Source organism: Streptomyces sp. NPDC048420, assembly GCF_040651535.1.
In the GTDB taxonomy this organism is placed as follows: Bacteria; Actinomycetota; Actinomycetes; order Streptomycetales; family Streptomycetaceae; genus Streptomyces.
Genome location: NZ_JBEZKG010000016.1, coordinates 1 through 15,338 on the forward strand (window position 1 = coordinate 1; position 15,338 = coordinate 15,338).

Annotated in this window: 15 protein-coding genes; 7 read left to right on the plus strand and 8 right to left on the minus strand. The window is 70.9% G+C overall.

Annotated elements, in window-relative coordinates:
• Positions 1-91 precede the first annotated feature (91 nt).
• On the minus strand, positions 92-538 hold the full coding sequence (locus tag AB0D34_RS28860) for a DUF2752 domain-containing protein (protein ID WP_362666409.1): 447 nt from the start codon (positions 536-538) through the stop codon (positions 92-94).
• Positions 516-986, minus strand: coding sequence for a TM2 domain-containing protein (locus tag AB0D34_RS28865; protein WP_362666412.1), 471 nt, complete (start codon positions 984-986; stop codon positions 516-518). The genes AB0D34_RS28860 and AB0D34_RS28865 overlap by 23 nt, the downstream gene beginning before the upstream one ends.
• Positions 987-1,111: 125 nt before the next feature.
• On the opposite strand from AB0D34_RS28865, the gene AB0D34_RS28870 reads away from it, so the two are divergent.
• The 4 genes from AB0D34_RS28870 to AB0D34_RS28885 all read left to right on the plus strand — a co-directional run bounded on the left by AB0D34_RS28870 (position 1,112) and on the right by AB0D34_RS28885 (position 3,288).
• Entirely contained in the window at positions 1,112-1,522 is a 411-nt protein-coding gene (locus AB0D34_RS28870; protein WP_362666415.1) for a VOC family protein, read from the plus strand.
• A 115-nt stretch (positions 1,523-1,637) separates the two neighbouring features.
• Entirely contained in the window at positions 1,638-2,033 is a 396-nt protein-coding gene (locus tag AB0D34_RS28875; RefSeq protein WP_362666417.1) for a hypothetical protein, read from the plus strand.
• Positions 2,030-2,539 carry a DCC1-like thiol-disulfide oxidoreductase family protein gene (locus AB0D34_RS28880; RefSeq protein WP_362666419.1) on the plus strand — a complete coding sequence of 170 codons (510 nt, stop codon included), beginning with the start codon at positions 2,030-2,032 and terminating at the stop codon, positions 2,537-2,539. Before AB0D34_RS28875 ends, AB0D34_RS28880 begins: the two co-directional genes overlap by 4 nt.
• An 11-nt stretch (positions 2,540-2,550) precedes the next feature.
• On the plus strand, positions 2,551-3,288 hold the full coding sequence (locus AB0D34_RS28885; protein ID WP_362666422.1) for a TetR family transcriptional regulator: 738 nt from the start codon (positions 2,551-2,553) through the stop codon (positions 3,286-3,288).
• Between the two features lie 5 nt (positions 3,289-3,293).
• On the opposite strand, the gene AB0D34_RS28890 is transcribed toward AB0D34_RS28885, so the two are convergent.
• Positions 3,294-5,708, minus strand: coding sequence for an MMPL family transporter (locus AB0D34_RS28890; protein WP_362666798.1), 2,415 nt, complete (start codon positions 5,706-5,708; stop codon positions 3,294-3,296).
• A gap of 167 nt (positions 5,709-5,875) precedes the next feature.
• Between AB0D34_RS28890 and AB0D34_RS28895 the strand changes: the two genes are divergently transcribed.
• Both AB0D34_RS28895 and AB0D34_RS28900 read left to right on the plus strand, forming a co-directional pair.
• Entirely contained in the window at positions 5,876-6,589 is a 714-nt protein-coding gene (locus tag AB0D34_RS28895; RefSeq protein WP_362666424.1) for a response regulator transcription factor, read from the plus strand.
• A complete protein-coding gene (locus AB0D34_RS28900) occupies positions 6,586-8,040 on the plus strand; it encodes a HAMP domain-containing sensor histidine kinase (protein WP_362666426.1) in 1,455 nt (484 codons plus the stop codon). Before AB0D34_RS28895 ends, AB0D34_RS28900 begins: the two co-directional genes overlap by 4 nt.
• A gap of 596 nt (positions 8,041-8,636) precedes the next feature.
• Here AB0D34_RS28900 and AB0D34_RS28905 read toward each other — a convergent pair.
• From AB0D34_RS28905 to AB0D34_RS28920, 4 genes are all read right to left on the minus strand, one after another.
• Complete coding sequence (locus AB0D34_RS28905) at positions 8,637-9,035, minus strand: ATP-binding protein (protein ID WP_362666428.1); 399 nt, start codon at positions 9,033-9,035, stop codon at positions 8,637-8,639.
• Between the two features lie 122 nt (positions 9,036-9,157).
• A complete protein-coding gene (locus AB0D34_RS28910; RefSeq protein ID WP_362666430.1) occupies positions 9,158-10,714 on the minus strand; it encodes an ABC transporter substrate-binding protein in 1,557 nt (518 codons plus the stop codon).
• 649 nt (positions 10,715-11,363) lie between these two features.
• Positions 11,364-12,686 (minus strand): metallophosphoesterase, encoded by a 1,323-nt coding sequence (locus tag AB0D34_RS28915; RefSeq protein ID WP_362666432.1) that lies wholly within the window; start codon positions 12,684-12,686, stop codon positions 11,364-11,366.
• 6 nt (positions 12,687-12,692) lie between these two features.
• Positions 12,693-12,953: a hypothetical protein gene (locus tag AB0D34_RS28920; RefSeq protein WP_362666434.1), complete on the minus strand. Its 261-nt coding sequence runs from the start codon at positions 12,951-12,953 to the stop codon at positions 12,693-12,695.
• Positions 12,954-13,044: 91 nt separating this feature from the next.
• On the opposite strand from AB0D34_RS28920, the gene AB0D34_RS28925 reads away from it, so the two are divergent.
• Positions 13,045-14,370, plus strand: a complete 1,326-nt coding sequence (locus AB0D34_RS28925; protein WP_362666437.1) for a D-alanyl-D-alanine carboxypeptidase — start codon at positions 13,045-13,047, stop codon at positions 14,368-14,370.
• On the opposite strand, the gene AB0D34_RS28930 is transcribed toward AB0D34_RS28925, so the two are convergent.
• Positions 14,315-15,226: a YihY/virulence factor BrkB family protein gene (locus AB0D34_RS28930; protein WP_362666439.1), complete on the minus strand. Its 912-nt coding sequence runs from the start codon at positions 15,224-15,226 to the stop codon at positions 14,315-14,317. The two genes, AB0D34_RS28925 and AB0D34_RS28930, sit on opposite strands and share 56 nt — an antisense overlap.
• Between the last annotated feature and the right edge of the window lie 112 nt (positions 15,227-15,338).

Genomic DNA, 15,338 nt, shown 5'->3' on the forward strand with positions numbered 1-15,338 from the left:
GGGAGTCGACGCGGAGCGTCGGCGAGTGACGACAACGCGGCAGATGCGCGTGCCAGACCCCGCGCCGCCGGCATGATCCGCCGGACAGGCCCTAGACGATGTTGCGGGCCACTGTCCAGGCGACGGCGACCGCCAGGACGGCCACCTGGGCCCGGGGACTCAGCGTGGGGCGCCAGCGGCGGCCGCGCAGCCCCTCCCATGCCCAACGGCCCAGCAGGGCCAGGGCGTACGGCGAGGCGAGCAGCAGGGCGCGGTTGTCCAGCCAGGCCTCGATGAAGTGGCCGTGCATCAGGTCGTACACCATGCGGGTGCCGCCGCAGGCCGGGCAGAGCAGGCCGGTGAGCATCCGGAACGGACACTGCGGCAGGACGTGGCCGGGCTCGTGCGGGTCGGTGCGGTAGAGGTACCCGGCACCGAGGGCTCCCGCGGCGAGGACCGCCGAGGGCGCCGCCGCGGGGTGACGGAGCGGGGAGCGCCGCACGGACGCGGAAGGCTCGGCCCCGGCCGTCTCCGCCCTAGCTCCGGAGGATCCGGCCATGTTCATCGGTGTGGTCGTTCCCGGTGAGCAGGAGGATGCCGTCGACCAGGGACCAGATGCCGAGCCCACCGCAGGTGAAGAGCTGTGCGAGCCCCATCCCGACGTTGCCGAGGTAGAAGCGTCCGACGCCGAAGCCGCCGAGGGTGAGCTGCAGGATGCCCGCGATGACCTTCGACTTGTCGGAGTACGGGCGCCCGTACGGGTCGTAGCCGTAGGGGGCGTTGGGGTCTCCGGTGTACGTCCCCGGCGGCGGGAAGTAGCCCGGCGGAGGGTAGCCGGGAGGCGGGTAGCCCGGGGGCGGATACCCCTGCTGTTGATATCCCTGCTGATATCCCTGCTGGTCGGGGCCCTGCTGGCTTGCCTGCTGCTCGTCTTGCGGCTGATAGCCGTGATGTTCGTGGCCATGATGTCCGTGGCCGTGGTGCTCGTGGCCCTGATGCTCGCTCAAGGGGGACTGCTCCTGGGGACCGAAGCGGGCGGACCCGCGAAAAGAAGACAATGCGCCCGGTCATCATGCCCGACGACACCGCGTCGCAGAAGCCCGTTCCGTCACCCCCGGCTTAATCTGACGACATGTCAGATGACCAGTCGTACGAACTGCTCGGATTCGACAACGTACTGCTGCCCGTCGGGAACCTCGGCGAGGCCGTCTCCTTCTACGAGCGCGCGGGCTTCACGGTGGGCTTCCGGCTCGACGAGGCCGGGATCGCCCTGCTGAAGGTGGGCGGCGAGACGCCCGGGATCCTGCTCCGGCAGGAGGAGGCCCTGGGACACCGACCGCCGCCGTGGCCCGCCACGCGCGTGTGGCTGGAGGTGCCGGACGCCAGGACTGCCGCCCGGGAGCTGCGCACGGCCGGCGTCGACCTGCTCGACGAGCCCTTCTCCGTGGCCACGGGCTGGACCGTCGAGGTCGCCGACCCATGGGGCAACGTCCTCGGGTTCACCGACTACACGAAGCGCCCGGAGCTCGGGCGCCGAGCCTGAGGCACTCCGCGCGGACGTGACGCAGACCTCTCCGCAAGCGAGTTGAACACGTTCAAAAGCAGGTCTAGAGTCTCCCCTGTCAGCGTTTTGAACGCGTTCAAGAAGGGGGAGGCGCATGGACCGCACGGTCGTCGCCTACGTCATCTACCTCGTCGTCAGCATCGGGCTGACCGTCTGGGTCGCCCGCACGCTCAGCAGGAACGGGCGGATCTTCCTCGCCGACGTACTGCGCGGCAACGAGAAGCTCGCCGAGGCCGTCAACCACCTCCTGGTGGTCGGCTTCTACCTGGTGAACCTCGGCTTCGTCGCCCTGTACCTCAGCGGCGACGGGACGATCGAGGACACGCGCGGCATCTTCGAGGCCCTGTCGACCAAGCTGGGCGTCGTACTGCTGGTGCTCGGCGTGATGCACCTGGCCAACGTCTACGTCCTCAACAAGATCCGCCGACGGGGCGCCATGGAGCGGGAGCAGGTACCGCCGGTCGCACCGCAGGACTGGGTCCGGGCGTGAGCACGGTCACCGCGGCGGACCGCACCCCGGTCCGCCGGCTCACCGTCCTGTACGACGCCGAGTGCTCGCTGTGCGCCTTCCTTCGCGACTGGCTCGTACGGCAGCCGCAGTTGGTGCCTCTGGAACTGGTACCGGCTGCCTCGGAGGAGGCCAGGCGGCGGTTCCCCGGGCTCGATCACCGCGCCACACTCGAAGAGATCACCGTGGTCGGCGACTCCGGGCAGGTCTACCGCTCCACGGCCGCTTGGATCGTCACACTGTGGGCGCTGCGCGAGCACAGGGGACTCGCGCATCGGCTCAGCACACCGTCGGGTGCTCGCCTCGCCAGGGGGGCCGTGCTCGCCGCGGCGAAGTGGCGCGGGGCGCAGTGGGGCGGGACGCTTCCTGGGGGCCCGGGACGGGGCGGGCGGGTGTACCGACGGGCGGACGGATGGTCGTACGACCCGAGTCTGGGCTGGACCCGCACCCCACCGGGGTGCGACAACGGCACCTGCGCCACTGGCTAGGCTCTCCTGTTGTGCCCGCCAAGAACGAAGGCCCCGAAGAGGGCTCCGCGCCGTCCACCAAGTCCGAGCAGACTCGCGCGCTGATCCTGGAGACGGCCATGCGGCTGTTCCAGGAGCGGGGGTACGACAAGACCACCATGCGTGCCATCGCGCAGGAGGCCGGAGTCTCCGTCGGCAACGCCTACTACTACTTCGCGGGCAAGGAGCACCTGATCCAGGGCTTCTACGACCGGATCGCCGCCGAGCACCAGGTGGCGGTCCGGGAGGTGCTGGCCCGGGAGAGCGACCTGGAGGCGCGGCTCGCGGGCGTGCTGAAGGTCTGGCTGGACATCGCGCAGCCGTACCACGAGTTCGCGGTGCAGTTCTTCAAGAACGCCGCCGATCCCGACAGCCCGCTCAGCCCCTTCTCACCCGAGTCGGAGCACGCGCGCGTGGAGGCGATCTCGGTGCACCGGAAGGTGCTGCGGGGCGCGACGAGGACCAAGGTGCCCGACGAACTGCGGGACATCCTGCCCGAGTTGATGTGGCTCTCCCAGATGGGGCTCGTCCTGTACTGGATCTTCGACCGCACGGAGGGCCGGGAGCGGAGTTACCGGCTCGCCGAGCGGGGGGCGCGGCTCACCGCGCGGGGCGTGACGCTGGCCCGGTTCCGGGTGCTGCGGCCGCTCGTACGGGAGGTGCACGAGCTGTTCACGGACTTCCTGCCGGGGATGACGAAGGTGATGCCGGACCCCGGCAGGAAGCCGTAGCCACGTCAGTTGACGGCGTCCACCTCACCCTCGGCGAGCTCCACGTCGTACACCAGCGGGCCCTGCCCCACGACGACGTGCCGCGCGCGCGAGCCGTACGACGCGGCCGTGGCGGCCAGCAGATACGTCCCCGGCGCCGGGACCGAGACGATGTACGAGCCGTCGGCCAGCGACACGACACGGTCCAGTTGCCGGCCCCCGGCCGACAGCAGTGTGACGGCCGCGCCCTCCACCGGGTCCCCCTCCGTCGTACGGACGAAGCCGTGGACGGCCGAGGCCGGGCCGCCGTCCGCGCGGACCTCGGCCACCGGAACCGCCGCCTCTTCCCCCGGTTCCACCGCGAGGTGCGGCAGCCGCTTCTCCAGCCACCCGGGCAGCCACCAGTTGGAGTTGCCGAGCAGATGCATCGCGGCCGGCACCAGGGCCGTGCGCAGGACGAAGGCGTCCAGGGCGACGGCGGCCGCGAGTCCCACGCCCGCCATGGCCGCGCCCGAGTCGCCGCTGAGGACGAAGGCCATGAACACGCAGACCATGATCAGGGCGGCGGAGTTGATGACCCGGCTGGTCTCCGCGAGGCCGACGCGTACCGCGCGCGCGTTGTCGCGGGTGTGCACCCACTCCTCGTGCATACGGCTCACCAGGAAGACCTGGTAGTCCATCGAGAGCCCGAAGAGCAGGGACAGCATGATGACCGGCAGGAAGGCGTTGATCGGGCCCTCCTTGCCGAGACCGAGCAGTTCCAGGCCCCATCCCCACTGGAAGATCGCGACCAGGACGCCGAAGGAGGCCGCGGCGGCGATCAGGTTCATGAGGGCGGCCGTCAGCGGCACCACCAGGGAGCGGAAGGCGACCAGCAGGAGCAGGAAGCCGAGTCCGATGATCGTCGCGATGAACAGCGGCAGGCGGTCGCCCGTGACGGACGCGAAGTCCTTCGAGACGGCCGTGACCCCGCCGACGTGGGCCTGTGCCCCGGCCGCGGGGATGACGTCGTCCCGCAGCCGGTCGATGAGCCGGTCCGTCGCCACGGACTGTGGTGACGTCGTCGGCACGACCTGGATCACCGTCACGCCCCGCGCGGGCGGCAGCGCGGCGACCCGCGCGACGCCCGGCGTGTCCTGGAGGCCCTTGACCAGGGTGCTCGTCCCGCCGCCCTCGGTGACCACCTGGAGCGGGCCGTTGAAACCGGGACCGAAGCCCTCGGCGAGCAGGTCGTACGCCTTCCTGGTGGTCGTCGAGGAGTCGTCGTTGCCCTGGTCGGTGGCGCCGAGGCGGAGCGACAGCACCGGAACGGCCAGGACGGCCATGAAGACCAGGGCGAGCGCGGCGGTCCTGCGGGGGCGCTTCTGGACGCCCGTCGACCAGCGGGCGGCGAGACCACTGGCGTGCTCCGGCTCGGGCCCCTGGTCGGCCAGCCTGCGCCGCTGGCGGCGGCTGAGCACGCGCGGGCCGAGAAAGCCGAGCAGGGCCGGCAGGAGGGTCGTGGCGGCCAGGACGCTCAGCACCACGGTCAGGGACGTGCCGATGACCACGCCGTCCAGGAAACGCAGGCGCGTCACCAGCATGCCGGCGAGCGCGATGCAGACCGTGCCGCCCGCGAACAGCACCGCCCGGCCCGAGGTGTTGAGGGCGGTGACCGCCGACTCCTCGGGGTCCAGGCCCCGCAGGATGCCGCGTCGGTGCCGGGTGACGATGAACAGCGCGTAGTCGATTCCGACGCCGAGGCCGATCAAGGAGGCGAGCAGCGGGGCGATGTCGGGTACGTCGGTGGTGTGGCTGAGCAGCTGGGTGGCGAACAGGCCCATGCCCACGCCGAAGACGGCGATCGCGATCGGCAGCATCATCGCGAAGAACGAGCCGAACGCCAGGAACAGCACGACCGCCGCCGCGACGATGCCGACCGTCTCCGACAGCCCCTGCGGCGGCTCCTGCACGCGCTGGATCGCCTGGCCGCCCAGTTCCACCTGCAGACCGGCCCGCTCGGCCCCGTGCGCGGTGTCGACGACGTCCTCGACGAGTCCCTTGGGCACCTCGTTCGCGCGCTTGACGAAGGTCACCTGGGCGTACGCGATCGTGCCGTCCTGGCTGATCTGCGCGGCCCCCTGGGCGCCGTAGGGACTGGTCACCGCCCCGACGCCCGGCATCTTCGCGATCTCGTCGAGGGCGGGCCGGATCCGGTCCCGGACCGCCTGGTCGCGCACCGAGCCGTCGTCGACCTTCCAGACCACCGTGTCGGTGTCGCCCGAGGTGTTCGGGAAGGCCTTCTCCATCAGGTCGTACGCGCTCTTGGAGTCCGTGTCGGGGAGGGAGAACACGTTCGCGTAGTTCGTGCCCGCCGTCGAGGCCGAGAAGCCAAGACCGAACAACGCCCCCACCCACAGCAACAGGACCACCAGCCGGTGCCGGTAGCACCAGCGTGCCAATGCCGCCACGCTCATCTCTCCTCAGTAGGTCGGTCGGTTGGTCCCCCAGGTCCTGGGCAACAGGATCGGGGCGGCACGCGCGCGTGGACACGAGAGGCCCATGACTCTCAAGGAACTCCAAAGCGCGAACCGGCCCGACTGTCAGTGGCCCGGCCGATACTGAGGACATGACTGGGGGAACGGCTGGGGAGAAGGCCGCGCATCAGGGCACCGTGCTGGTGGTGGAGGACGAGGAGAGCATCGCCGACGTGCTCGCCATCGCCCTGCGCTTCCACCGGTTCGAGGTGATGGTCGCCGGCACCGTCCGCGAGGCGCTCGCGCTCGCCGGGCGCACCTGCCCGGACGCGGCCCTGCTCGACGTCATGCTGCCCGACGGCGACGGCCGCGCCCTCGCCCGCGAACTGCGCGAGCGGCGACCGGAGCTGGCCCTCGTCTTCCTCACCGCGCGGGACTCCCCCGCCGAGATCGTCGGCGCCCTCGGCTTCGGCGACGACTACATCACCAAGCCGTTCAACATCGACGAGGTCGTCGCGCGGATCACCGCGGTCCTGCGCCGCACCCGCCCGGCCGACGTCCTGCCGCAGCGCCCGCCCCTGAGATACGGCGACCTGGAACTGGACGAGACGACCTACTCGGTGCACCGCGACGGCCGCACGGTCCAGCTCACCCCGACCGAGTACGCCCTGCTGCGGTTCCTGGTGCGCAACGGCGGCCGGATCGTGCCCAAGGAGCAACTCCTGCGCCATGTCTGGCAGTACGAGCACACCCCGCCCGAGTCGACCGTCGTGGAGACCTACATCAGCTATCTGCGGCGCAAGCTGGACGCCCTGGGACCGCCGGTGATCACCACCCGGCGGGGTGTCGGATACGGGCTCGCATGAAGTTCCGCCCCGCCCACGGCATCCACTCGCTGCGCGGCAAGCTGACGCTGGCCAATGTGGCGCTGCTCGCGATCGGCATCGTCGCGGCGACCGCCGTGAGCGTGATGGGCATGCGGTACTACCTGCTCGACCAGATCGACACCGAGCTCATCAAGAACCGGGACTCCCTGGGCGGCTCGCAGCTCACGCTGCGCCAGATCGACTCGCTGAGCGCCATGAGCTTCGTCCGCGACAGGCTGGTGCCGGAGGACCGGGACGAGGACCAGGACGACCGCACGACGGAGACCGTCTTCGCCGCGGTGGACCAGCGTGGCGAGCCGGTCGAGATCCTCGGTTTCGCGCCGACCGGGACCCAGCGGGCGCTCGCGAAGGCGGCCGGCGACCCGGGCGCGCTCGCCGCCGACTCCGAGCCGCACGACCTCACCCTGGGCGGCTCTCCCTACCGGGCCACGGCGGCCCGGCTCGGCGACGGCAGCTACGCGCTGATGGCCGCGCCCACCGACGTCCTGCACCAGGGCGTCGCCAAGGCCGTCAAGCTCGACCTCGCCATCGGCAGCCTGCTCCTGGCCCTGCTGGCCTGTCTCACGATGTTCAGCGTCCGGCGCCGGATGCGGCCGCTGGAGGACATGGTGGAGACCTCGTCGGCGATCGCCGAGGGGGACCTGACCCGGCGTGTGCCCTCCAGCCGCGAGGCCACCCTGGAGGTCGAGCAGCTGCGGGTCGCCCTCAACACCATGCTCCACCAGGTCGAGTCGGCGTACCGCACGCGCGAGCGCAGCGCGGCCCAGCTGCGCAGCTTCGTCGCCGACGCCTCGCACGAACTGCGCACCCCGCTGTCGGCGATACGCGGCTATCTCCAGCTGTACGACAAGGGCATGCTGTCCGACCCGGACGAGCGAAAGCGGGCCTGGGGGCGGGTCCTCGCGGAGACCGACCGTATGGGGCGGCTCGTGGACGAACTGCTCACCCTCGCCCGTCTCGACCAGCAGCCCGAACTGCGGTTCAGGAACGTCGACCTGAGCCGCCTGGTGCGGGAGGCGGCCGAGGATCTGCGGGTGCAGCAGCCGGACCGGCCCGTGGAGGTGGCCGCCGAGGGCTCGCTGCTCGTCCGGGCCGACGAGTCGGGGCTCAGACAGGTCCTGGGCAACCTGGTGGGCAACGTCCGCACGCACACTCCCGCCGACGTGCCGGTGCGGCTGGGGGTGGAGCGCGCGGACGGGGTCGTACGGCTGTGTGTCGCGGACGAGGGGCCGGGGCTGCCCGCGGACGACGCGGCTCGGGTCTTCGACCGGTTCTTCCGGACCGGCGGTGGCGCGGGCAGCGGTCTGGGCCTGGCGATCGTGCAGGGCGTGATCCGGGCCCACGGCGGCGAGGTGGCGGTCCGCACGGCGCCGGGCGAAGGGCTGGCCGTGACGGTCACGCTGCCGGGCCGGGCGGGGGTACCGTCCTGACACCGGGCGGGGGTACCGTCCTGGCGCCGGGCGCGGGTCCGGGCGGGCTGCGGGCGTGATCCGGGTCGCCATTGCGGCCGTGTGCGCCGGGAGGTCCTGCGGGGCCGGGGGCTCCCGGCGGTCCTGCGGGGTGGGGCCACGGCGGTTCTACGGAGCCTGGCTCCTCCGGGTGGTCCTACGGGGGTGGGGCCCCGGCGGTCCTACGGAGCCCGGCTCCCGGCAGTCCTACAGAGCCCGGCCCCGGCAGTCCTACAGAGCCCGACTCCCGGCGGTCCTGCGGGACGGGGCCACGGCGGTCCTGCGGAGCCCGGCTCCCGGCGGTCCTACGGAGCCCGGCCCCGGCGGTCCTACGGAGCCCGGCCCCGGCGGTCCTGCGGAGCCTGGCTCCTCCCGGTGGTCCTACGGGATGGGGCCCTGGCAGTCCTACAGAGCCCGGCTCCCGGCGGTCCTACGGGACGTGACTCCGGGCGGTTCGGCGGCCTTGGCGCCGTGTGTCCCGGTCGGCGCCCTCCGTCGGTGCCCGGCGCTGCGAGGCGCCGTCACGGGCGGGGCCCGGATCACGCCCTGCACGATCGCCAAGTCACTGACAGATCAGCTCAGTTGGCCATCACCAGAGCCCACACGGTCTTGCCGTGCCGGCCCCGGCTCCACACCCCCCACGCGGCGGCGATGTTCTCCACCAGGTGCAGCCCCCGCCCGGTCTCCTCCCACTCGCCGACCACCCGCAGCCGGGGTTCGAGCCGGCCCTCGTCGGAGACCTCTATGAGACAGGAGCCGTCGGCGAGGGCGGTCACCGCGACCTCGAACTCCCGCTCGAGGAGCGGCCCGTGGCGCACCACGTTGGTGGCCAGCTCCGACACCAGCAGAACGGCGTCACTCAGGGCCGGATCGTCCGGCCCGTGCCCCCAGTCGGCCAGATGATCCCGGACCCGGCGCCGGGCGAGACCGACGGAAGCCGGATGCCGGGGCAGCCGGAAGGAGTTGCGTCTCAACACGTTTGCTCCTCACCCCGCGCGCACCTCCGTCACATGGTGCTGCGTTGAGTGGCTGCCCGGCGTCACTCGGGCGAATGTCAGTTCCATGGAAATGCGTCAGATACGGCGCGAACGCATCGGGATCAGATCCAGTTGAGGCGCCAGAGCCGGAAGACCCCGGTACCGTCCGAGAGGTACTGGCCGCCGCCGACGTCCTCGCTGGTCACGACGTAGTCCTTGGCCTGCCACAGCGGGATGACCGGGACATCGCGGGCGATGTCCTCCTGGAGGTCACGGAAGTCCTGCTCGGCCTCGCCGCGGTCGGCGTACCGCTGACTGTCCTGAATCAGATGGTCGACCTCGTGGCTGCTGTAGCCGGTGTTCATGGTGCCGCCGGTGCCGATCAGCGGGGAACCGTAGGTGTCCGGGTCGGGGTAGTCCGCCACCCAGCCGACCGCGTAGGCGTCCAGCTTCCCGGTGGCCCAGCGCTTCTGGAAGTCGGTCCACTCGTAGCCCTTGAGCGTCACCTTGAACAGGCCGCTCGCCTCCAGCTGCTTCTTGAGCTCCTTGGCCTCCGCGGCGGCGGAGCCGCTGTTGAGTCCGTAGCCGTAGGTGAAGCTGACCGGGGTGCTCACCCCGGCCTCGGTGAGCAGGGCGCGTGCCTTCTTGACGCTCGGCTCCGAGTAGGTGTCGAAGAACGAGGTGGTGTGGCCGGTGATGCCGGTCGGGATCAGCGAGTACAGCGGGTCGACGGTCCCCTCGTACACCGAGGCGGCCAGCTGCTCGCGGTTGATCAGCCAGGCCATGGCCTGGCGCACCTTGACATCATGCAGCGGCTCGCCCGCGCGGGTGTTGAGGTAGAGGTTGCGGACCTCGGAGCTGTCGGCCTCGGAGACACGCTGGCCGGGGTCGCTCGGGTTCAGGTCGGCGAGGACCTTCGGCGGCAACTGGCGGTAGGCGACGTCGACCCGCTTCGCCTTCCAGGCGTCGTTCAGCTTGGCCGAGTCGCTGTAGTACTCGAGTTCGACCGAGCGGCCGGTGCCCTTGATCTCGCCCTTGTAGTCGCTGTTGGGCGCGAGGACCGCCTTCTTCTCCTTCGTATACGCCTGCAGCTCGTACGGACCGGTGCCGTCGACTCCGTTGTCCTTACGCAGGGAGTCGGCCGGGTACTTGGTGCGGTCCACGATGGCGCCGGCGCCCGTGGCCACCTTGAACGGGAAGGTGGCGTCCGGTGAGGACAGCTTGAAGGTGACGGTCCGGCCGCTGGCGTCGACGGACTTGAGGGTGTCCAGAAGGCTGGCCGGGCCGACGTCGGAGTTGATCTTCTTGACCCGGTCGAAGGAGTACTTGACGTCCTCGGCGGTCATCTCGCGGCCGCTCGGGAACTTGATCCCCTCGCGCAGCACACAGCTGTAGGTGCGCAGATCGCTGCCCTTGAAGCCACAGCTCTCGGCCGCGTCGGGCACGGGTGTGGCGCTGCCCGGCTCGAAGGCCAGCAGTGACTGGAAAACGTTGTTGAACAGCGCCCAGGAACCGGCGTCATAGGCGCCGGCCGGATCGAGTGAGGTGACCTCGTCCGTAGTCCCCACCTTGATCGTCGCTCCGGCGCCCGCGTCGGACGGAAGCAACTGCCAGCCGCCGACCCCCACCACGCCCAGTACGAGCAGCGTCGCGAGAATCCGCATGCGAACCGACCGCATCGGTTTGCCCTCCCCGGACCCCTACGGGCCCCAGTGCACATGCCACCCCCTAGTGGCGCGGATCACCTAATCACAGGTGTTTCACCTGGGGGAAGAGGGATTTGTCGAGTTGGGCAAGACGTTACCGCAAGGAGTTTCGGCCAGGTTTCACAGACCTCGCACAGGGTCTCCGGCCGATGGTCAATGGGTCATCACGTAACCGAACACCCCGGCACACACCGTGATCGACGCGACGGCCCGCACCATGATCACCCGATCCACGATCCGCCGCAGCCACGGGACCGGAACGCCTCTCAGCAGCCAGGTGACCGGCAGGGAGAGCGCCGTCGCGCAGGCGAGGAGGAAGAACGGCCGCGCGGGCGGGTGGTCGGGGTCCCAGGGGTCGTGAGCCGCGTTCTCCAGATACAGCCCGCGACCGCGTACCAGAACAGCGCGCAGCCACCGGTGAGCAGCGTCTCGAACAGTGCGAACAGAACCGGCCTGCTGCGTGCGAGGCGCAGGACGGACGCGTCGGAGACCATGCGGCGAGCCCTTCCCCGGGTGGCGCCAGCAGGGCCGTCTCGCGTCAACGTACGCCGACTCGCGCGCCGTGCACAGCCGTACGACACGGAGGGCGCCGCCGTGCGACTCGCTCGGCGCGGGCCGCTGTTCAGGCCTGTCTCGAGGCCAGTTCGATGACCGTGATGTCCGACGGAGCTCCCACGCGCGTGGGCGGGCCCCAGGCGCCGGCGCCGCGGCTGACGTAGAGCTGGGTGTCGCCGTAGCGCTCCAGGCCGGCGACGGTCGGGTTGGCCGCCTCCGCGAGGAGGTTGCCGGGCCAGAGCTGGCCGCCGTGGGTGTGGCCGGAGAGCTGGAGGTCGACGCCGTGGTCGACCGCGTCGTGGATCTGGACCGGCTGGTGGGCGAGGAGCACACACGCGCGTGCCGTGTCCCGGTCGCCGAGGGCCTTGGCGAAGTCGGGGCCCTGGCCCTCGCTCTCGCCCGCGATGTCGTTGACACCGGCGAGGTCGAACCAGGCGAGTTCCGTACGGTCGTTCTCCAGCGGGCGCAGTCCGAGCCGCCGTACCTCATCGACCCACTGCTCGGCGCCGGAGAAGTACTCGTGGTTGCCGGTGACGAAGAACGAGCCGTGGCGTGCCCGGAGCTGCGCGAGGGGGGCGGCCGCCGGGCCGAGGTCCTTCACGCTGCCGTCGACCAGGTCGCCGACGACCGCGATCAGGTCGGGCTGGGTGGAGTTGATGGTGTCGACGACCTTCTGGGCGAAGCCTCGCCCGAGGACCGGGCTCAGATGGATGTCGCTGACCACCGCGATCCGGTAGCCCTGCGCCGCGCGCGGGAGCTTCGCCAGCGGCACGGTGACCCGCTTGACCCTCGGCCCGCGCAGAACCCCGTAGGTGCCGTAACCGACGGTCCCCACGGCGGCCGCTGCGGCGGCTCCGGCGACGACCCGGGAGACGAACAGGCGGCGGGAGGGAGCGGCGGCCAGGGTGGTCGGCCCGGGCTCCTCCTGCGGCGCCAGGGGCCCCGGTGCGGCCTCACGCGGTCCCTCGGGCGGGCTCGCGGCCGCTCCGTCGGCCTCCTGCGGCTGCTCGGCCGGCACTCCCGCCGGCACCCGCTCCGGATGCGGTACTGCGGCCACGGCCGGCTCCCCGCGCCCGGCCCGGCGTTCGAGGAAACGTCGCAGCAGGGGCCGTACGACCTCTCCCGCCATGACCCCGAACAGCAGGTAGATCGACAGCGCCAGCCACAGGAAGCCGGGCCACGCGAGCACGCGCTGGAGCCAGAAAGGGGCGCCGGAGCGCTCCGCGACCAGGGCGGCCACCGCCAGCACCCAGCCGCCGCCGATGGCCACCGCGCCCACCCGGCGGGCCCACCCGGGGCCGCTGGTGGTGTCGCGGAACAGGCGGCGCCACAGGTACCAGTTGGCCGTGACGAGGACGGCCAGGGCGAGCAGTGCGAAGACGATGATCACGCTGTGTTAACTCTCCGGGGTGGGCTGTGAGTTCCGGCGCAGTGCGCGCACTCCACGCAACCCGATGCCGCCGACGACCGTCCCCAGTACGAAGGAGACGACAGCCAGCAGCAGGTGCACCCAGAAATAGCCCGTCGGGTCGCCCGCGTCATCGAACGCGAGCCCGCTGGCGTCCTTGACGAGGTTCTTGACGAAAGTGATCCAGATGATCCAGCTCCACACCCCGAAGGCGAGCAGGAACCAGGAGACGGGGCGGCTGAGCTTCATGGGTCCAGTATCGCGGGGCGCTGTCCGGTTCGGAGCCCGGGGTGGCGAGGGCGGTGGGACTTCACCCTCCGCGCCATGTACGTTCCTGAGCGTGTCCGCTCCCCTGAAGAAGACCGCCGGGCGATCCCTGCTGGTCACCTCCGCCGCCGTCCTGTCGTCCCTCGCGCTGACCGCGCCCCCCGCCCTCGCGGCCCCCAGCCCGTCGCCGAGCGGTCCGTCGCCGAGCACCAGCCCCTCCGCCACTCCCCCGGCGAGCATGTCGACCGTGGGCGGCGCCCGGCTCGGCCAGGCGGGCACCCAGGTCAATCTCGCCAGCGGGGTCCCGGTACTGCCGAAGGACATCACCGCGCGGTCCTGGATCGTCACCGACGCCGAGTCCGGCGATGTGCTCGCCTCGCACAACGCGCACTGGCGGCTGCCCCCGGCGAGCACCCTCAAGATGCTCTTCGCGGACACCGTGCTGCCGAAGTTCCCCAAGACCGAGAAGCACAAGGTCGTCCCCTCCGATCTCGCGGGCATGGGCGCCGGCTCCAGCCTGGTCGGGATAAAGGAGGGCGAGACGTACACGGTCCACGATCTGTGGCTGGGTGTTTTCCTTCGCTCCGGCAACGACGCCGTGCACGTCCTGTCGGCGATGAACAAGGGCGTCGCCAAGACCGTCGCGGAGATGAACGAGCACGCCGAGGAGCTCCAGGCCCTCGACACGCATGTGGTCAGCCCCGACGGCTACGACGCCCCCGGCCAGGTCTCCTCCGCCTACGACCTGACCCTGTTCGCCCGCTCCGGCCTGCAGAAGAAGGACTTCCGCGAGTACTGCTCGACGGTCACCGCCAAGTTCCCCGGCGAGACGAAGAAGGACAAGAAGGGCAAGACCGTCCGCAAGCCCTTCGAGATCCAGAACACCAACCGACTGCTGAGCGGTGACTACGACATCTCGCAGTACCCGGGCATTGCAGGTGTGAAGAACGGCAACACCACCAACGCCGGTTCCACCTTCACCGGTGTCGCCGAGCGCAATGGCAGGGTGCTGCTCGTCACCGTCATGCACCCGTCGAAGGAAGAGCACAACGAGGTCTACAAGGAGACCGCGCAGCTCTTCGACTGGGGCTTCAAGGCGGCCGGCAAGGTGCAGCCGGTGGGTGAGCTGGTGCCGCCCAAGGGCGCCGCGCAGTCCAGCGCCCAGCCGGGGGCCTCCGGCGAGGCCGGGCAGGCCGGGGGCGGCTCCGGGGACTCCGCGGGCTCGGGGAGCTCGGCGAAGCCCGTGGCGTCCGCCACGGCGGACGGCGACTCCAGGGGCATGGAGACCGCCCTGGCGATCACCGGCGGGCTGCTGGTGCTGCTCGCGGGCGCCGCGTTCCTGGTCAACCGCCGCTGGCCGCTGCCGGATCTGGTACGTCGTCGCTCGTCGCGTCCGTGAGCTCCTGCTCCTTGCTGCCCGTCGCCGTCCAGGCGGCGCAGAACAGCACCAGTTTCGCCGTGAAGTTGATCCACAGCAGCAGGGCGACGGGCACGCCGAACGCGCCGTACATGCTCTTCGTCGCCACGCCCTGCATATAGCCGCTCAGCAACAGCTTCAGCAGTTCGAAGCCGACCGCGCCGGTCAGCGCTGCGACGGACAGCCGGCGGCGCGTCGGTTCGACGCCCGGCAGCAGGGTCAGGACGTACAGCAGGAGCAGGAAGTCGGCCAGTACGGCGATGGCGAACGCGGCGATCCGCAGCAGCACCCGGCCGGCGCCACCCTCCTGGAGGCCCAGTTCCCCGCCGATCCAGTCGACCAGCGCGGAGGCGACGGTGGAGATGGCGAGCGTGACCAGGACCGCGCCGCCGAGCCCGACCAGGATGCCCAGGTCCTTGCCCTTGCGCAGGATCGCGTTCTCGTCCTCGTCGGGCATCTCCCACACCGCGCGCAGGCATTCGCGCATCGAGCCGGCCCAGCCGATGCCGGTGAACAGCAGTGCGGCCGCGGCGATGAGGCCGACGGTGCCGGCGTTCTGCACCAGGTCGCCGATGTTCAGCTGGTCGGAGATGCCGGGCACCTGGTCGGCGATCTTGTCCTGGAGGTCGTTCTGCTGCTTCGTGCTGAGGGTGGCGGCGGCGATCGCGGCGGCCACGGTCAGCAGCGGGAACAGTGCGACGAAGCTGGTGAACGTCATCGCCGCGGCCAGCCGGGTCCACTTCACCCGGTCCAGTCGTTCGTACGACCGCCACGCGTGCGTGGCCGTCAGGCGTACCCAGAGGGGCCCGACGACGGGGAGTTTCTTCAGCCAGTCCATGATCGGATCTTGCCCTCCGTGCGGACGACCGATGTGCGGGTACCCCGGAAAAGCGGTGTGCCGGCGCACGGCGTGCCGACGGGTTCGCGGTCTCCGGCTACCACTTGGCCAC

Excerpts from the sequence above, each read along its gene's own strand:
- AB0D34_RS28875 (WP_362666417.1), top strand. The coding sequence starts at position 1,638 with ATGGACCGCACGGTCGTCGCCTACGTCATCTACCTCGTCGTCAGCATC.
- AB0D34_RS28900 (WP_362666426.1), top strand. The coding sequence starts at position 6,586 with ATGAAGTTCCGCCCCGCCCACGGCATCCACTCGCTGCGCGGCAAGCTG.
- AB0D34_RS28910 (WP_362666430.1), bottom strand. The coding sequence starts at position 10,714 with ATGCGGTCGGTTCGCATGCGGATTCTCGCGACGCTGCTCGTACTGGGC.
- AB0D34_RS28860 (WP_362666409.1), bottom strand. The coding sequence starts at position 538 with ATGGCCGGATCCTCCGGAGCTAGGGCGGAGACGGCCGGGGCCGAGCCT.
- AB0D34_RS28930 (WP_362666439.1), bottom strand. The coding sequence starts at position 15,226 with ATGGACTGGCTGAAGAAACTCCCCGTCGTCGGGCCCCTCTGGGTACGC.
- AB0D34_RS28920 (WP_362666434.1), bottom strand. The coding sequence starts at position 12,953 with ATGAAGCTCAGCCGCCCCGTCTCCTGGTTCCTGCTCGCCTTCGGGGTG.
- AB0D34_RS28895 (WP_362666424.1), top strand. The coding sequence starts at position 5,876 with ATGACTGGGGGAACGGCTGGGGAGAAGGCCGCGCATCAGGGCACCGTG.
- AB0D34_RS28870 (WP_362666415.1), top strand. The coding sequence starts at position 1,112 with ATGTCAGATGACCAGTCGTACGAACTGCTCGGATTCGACAACGTACTG.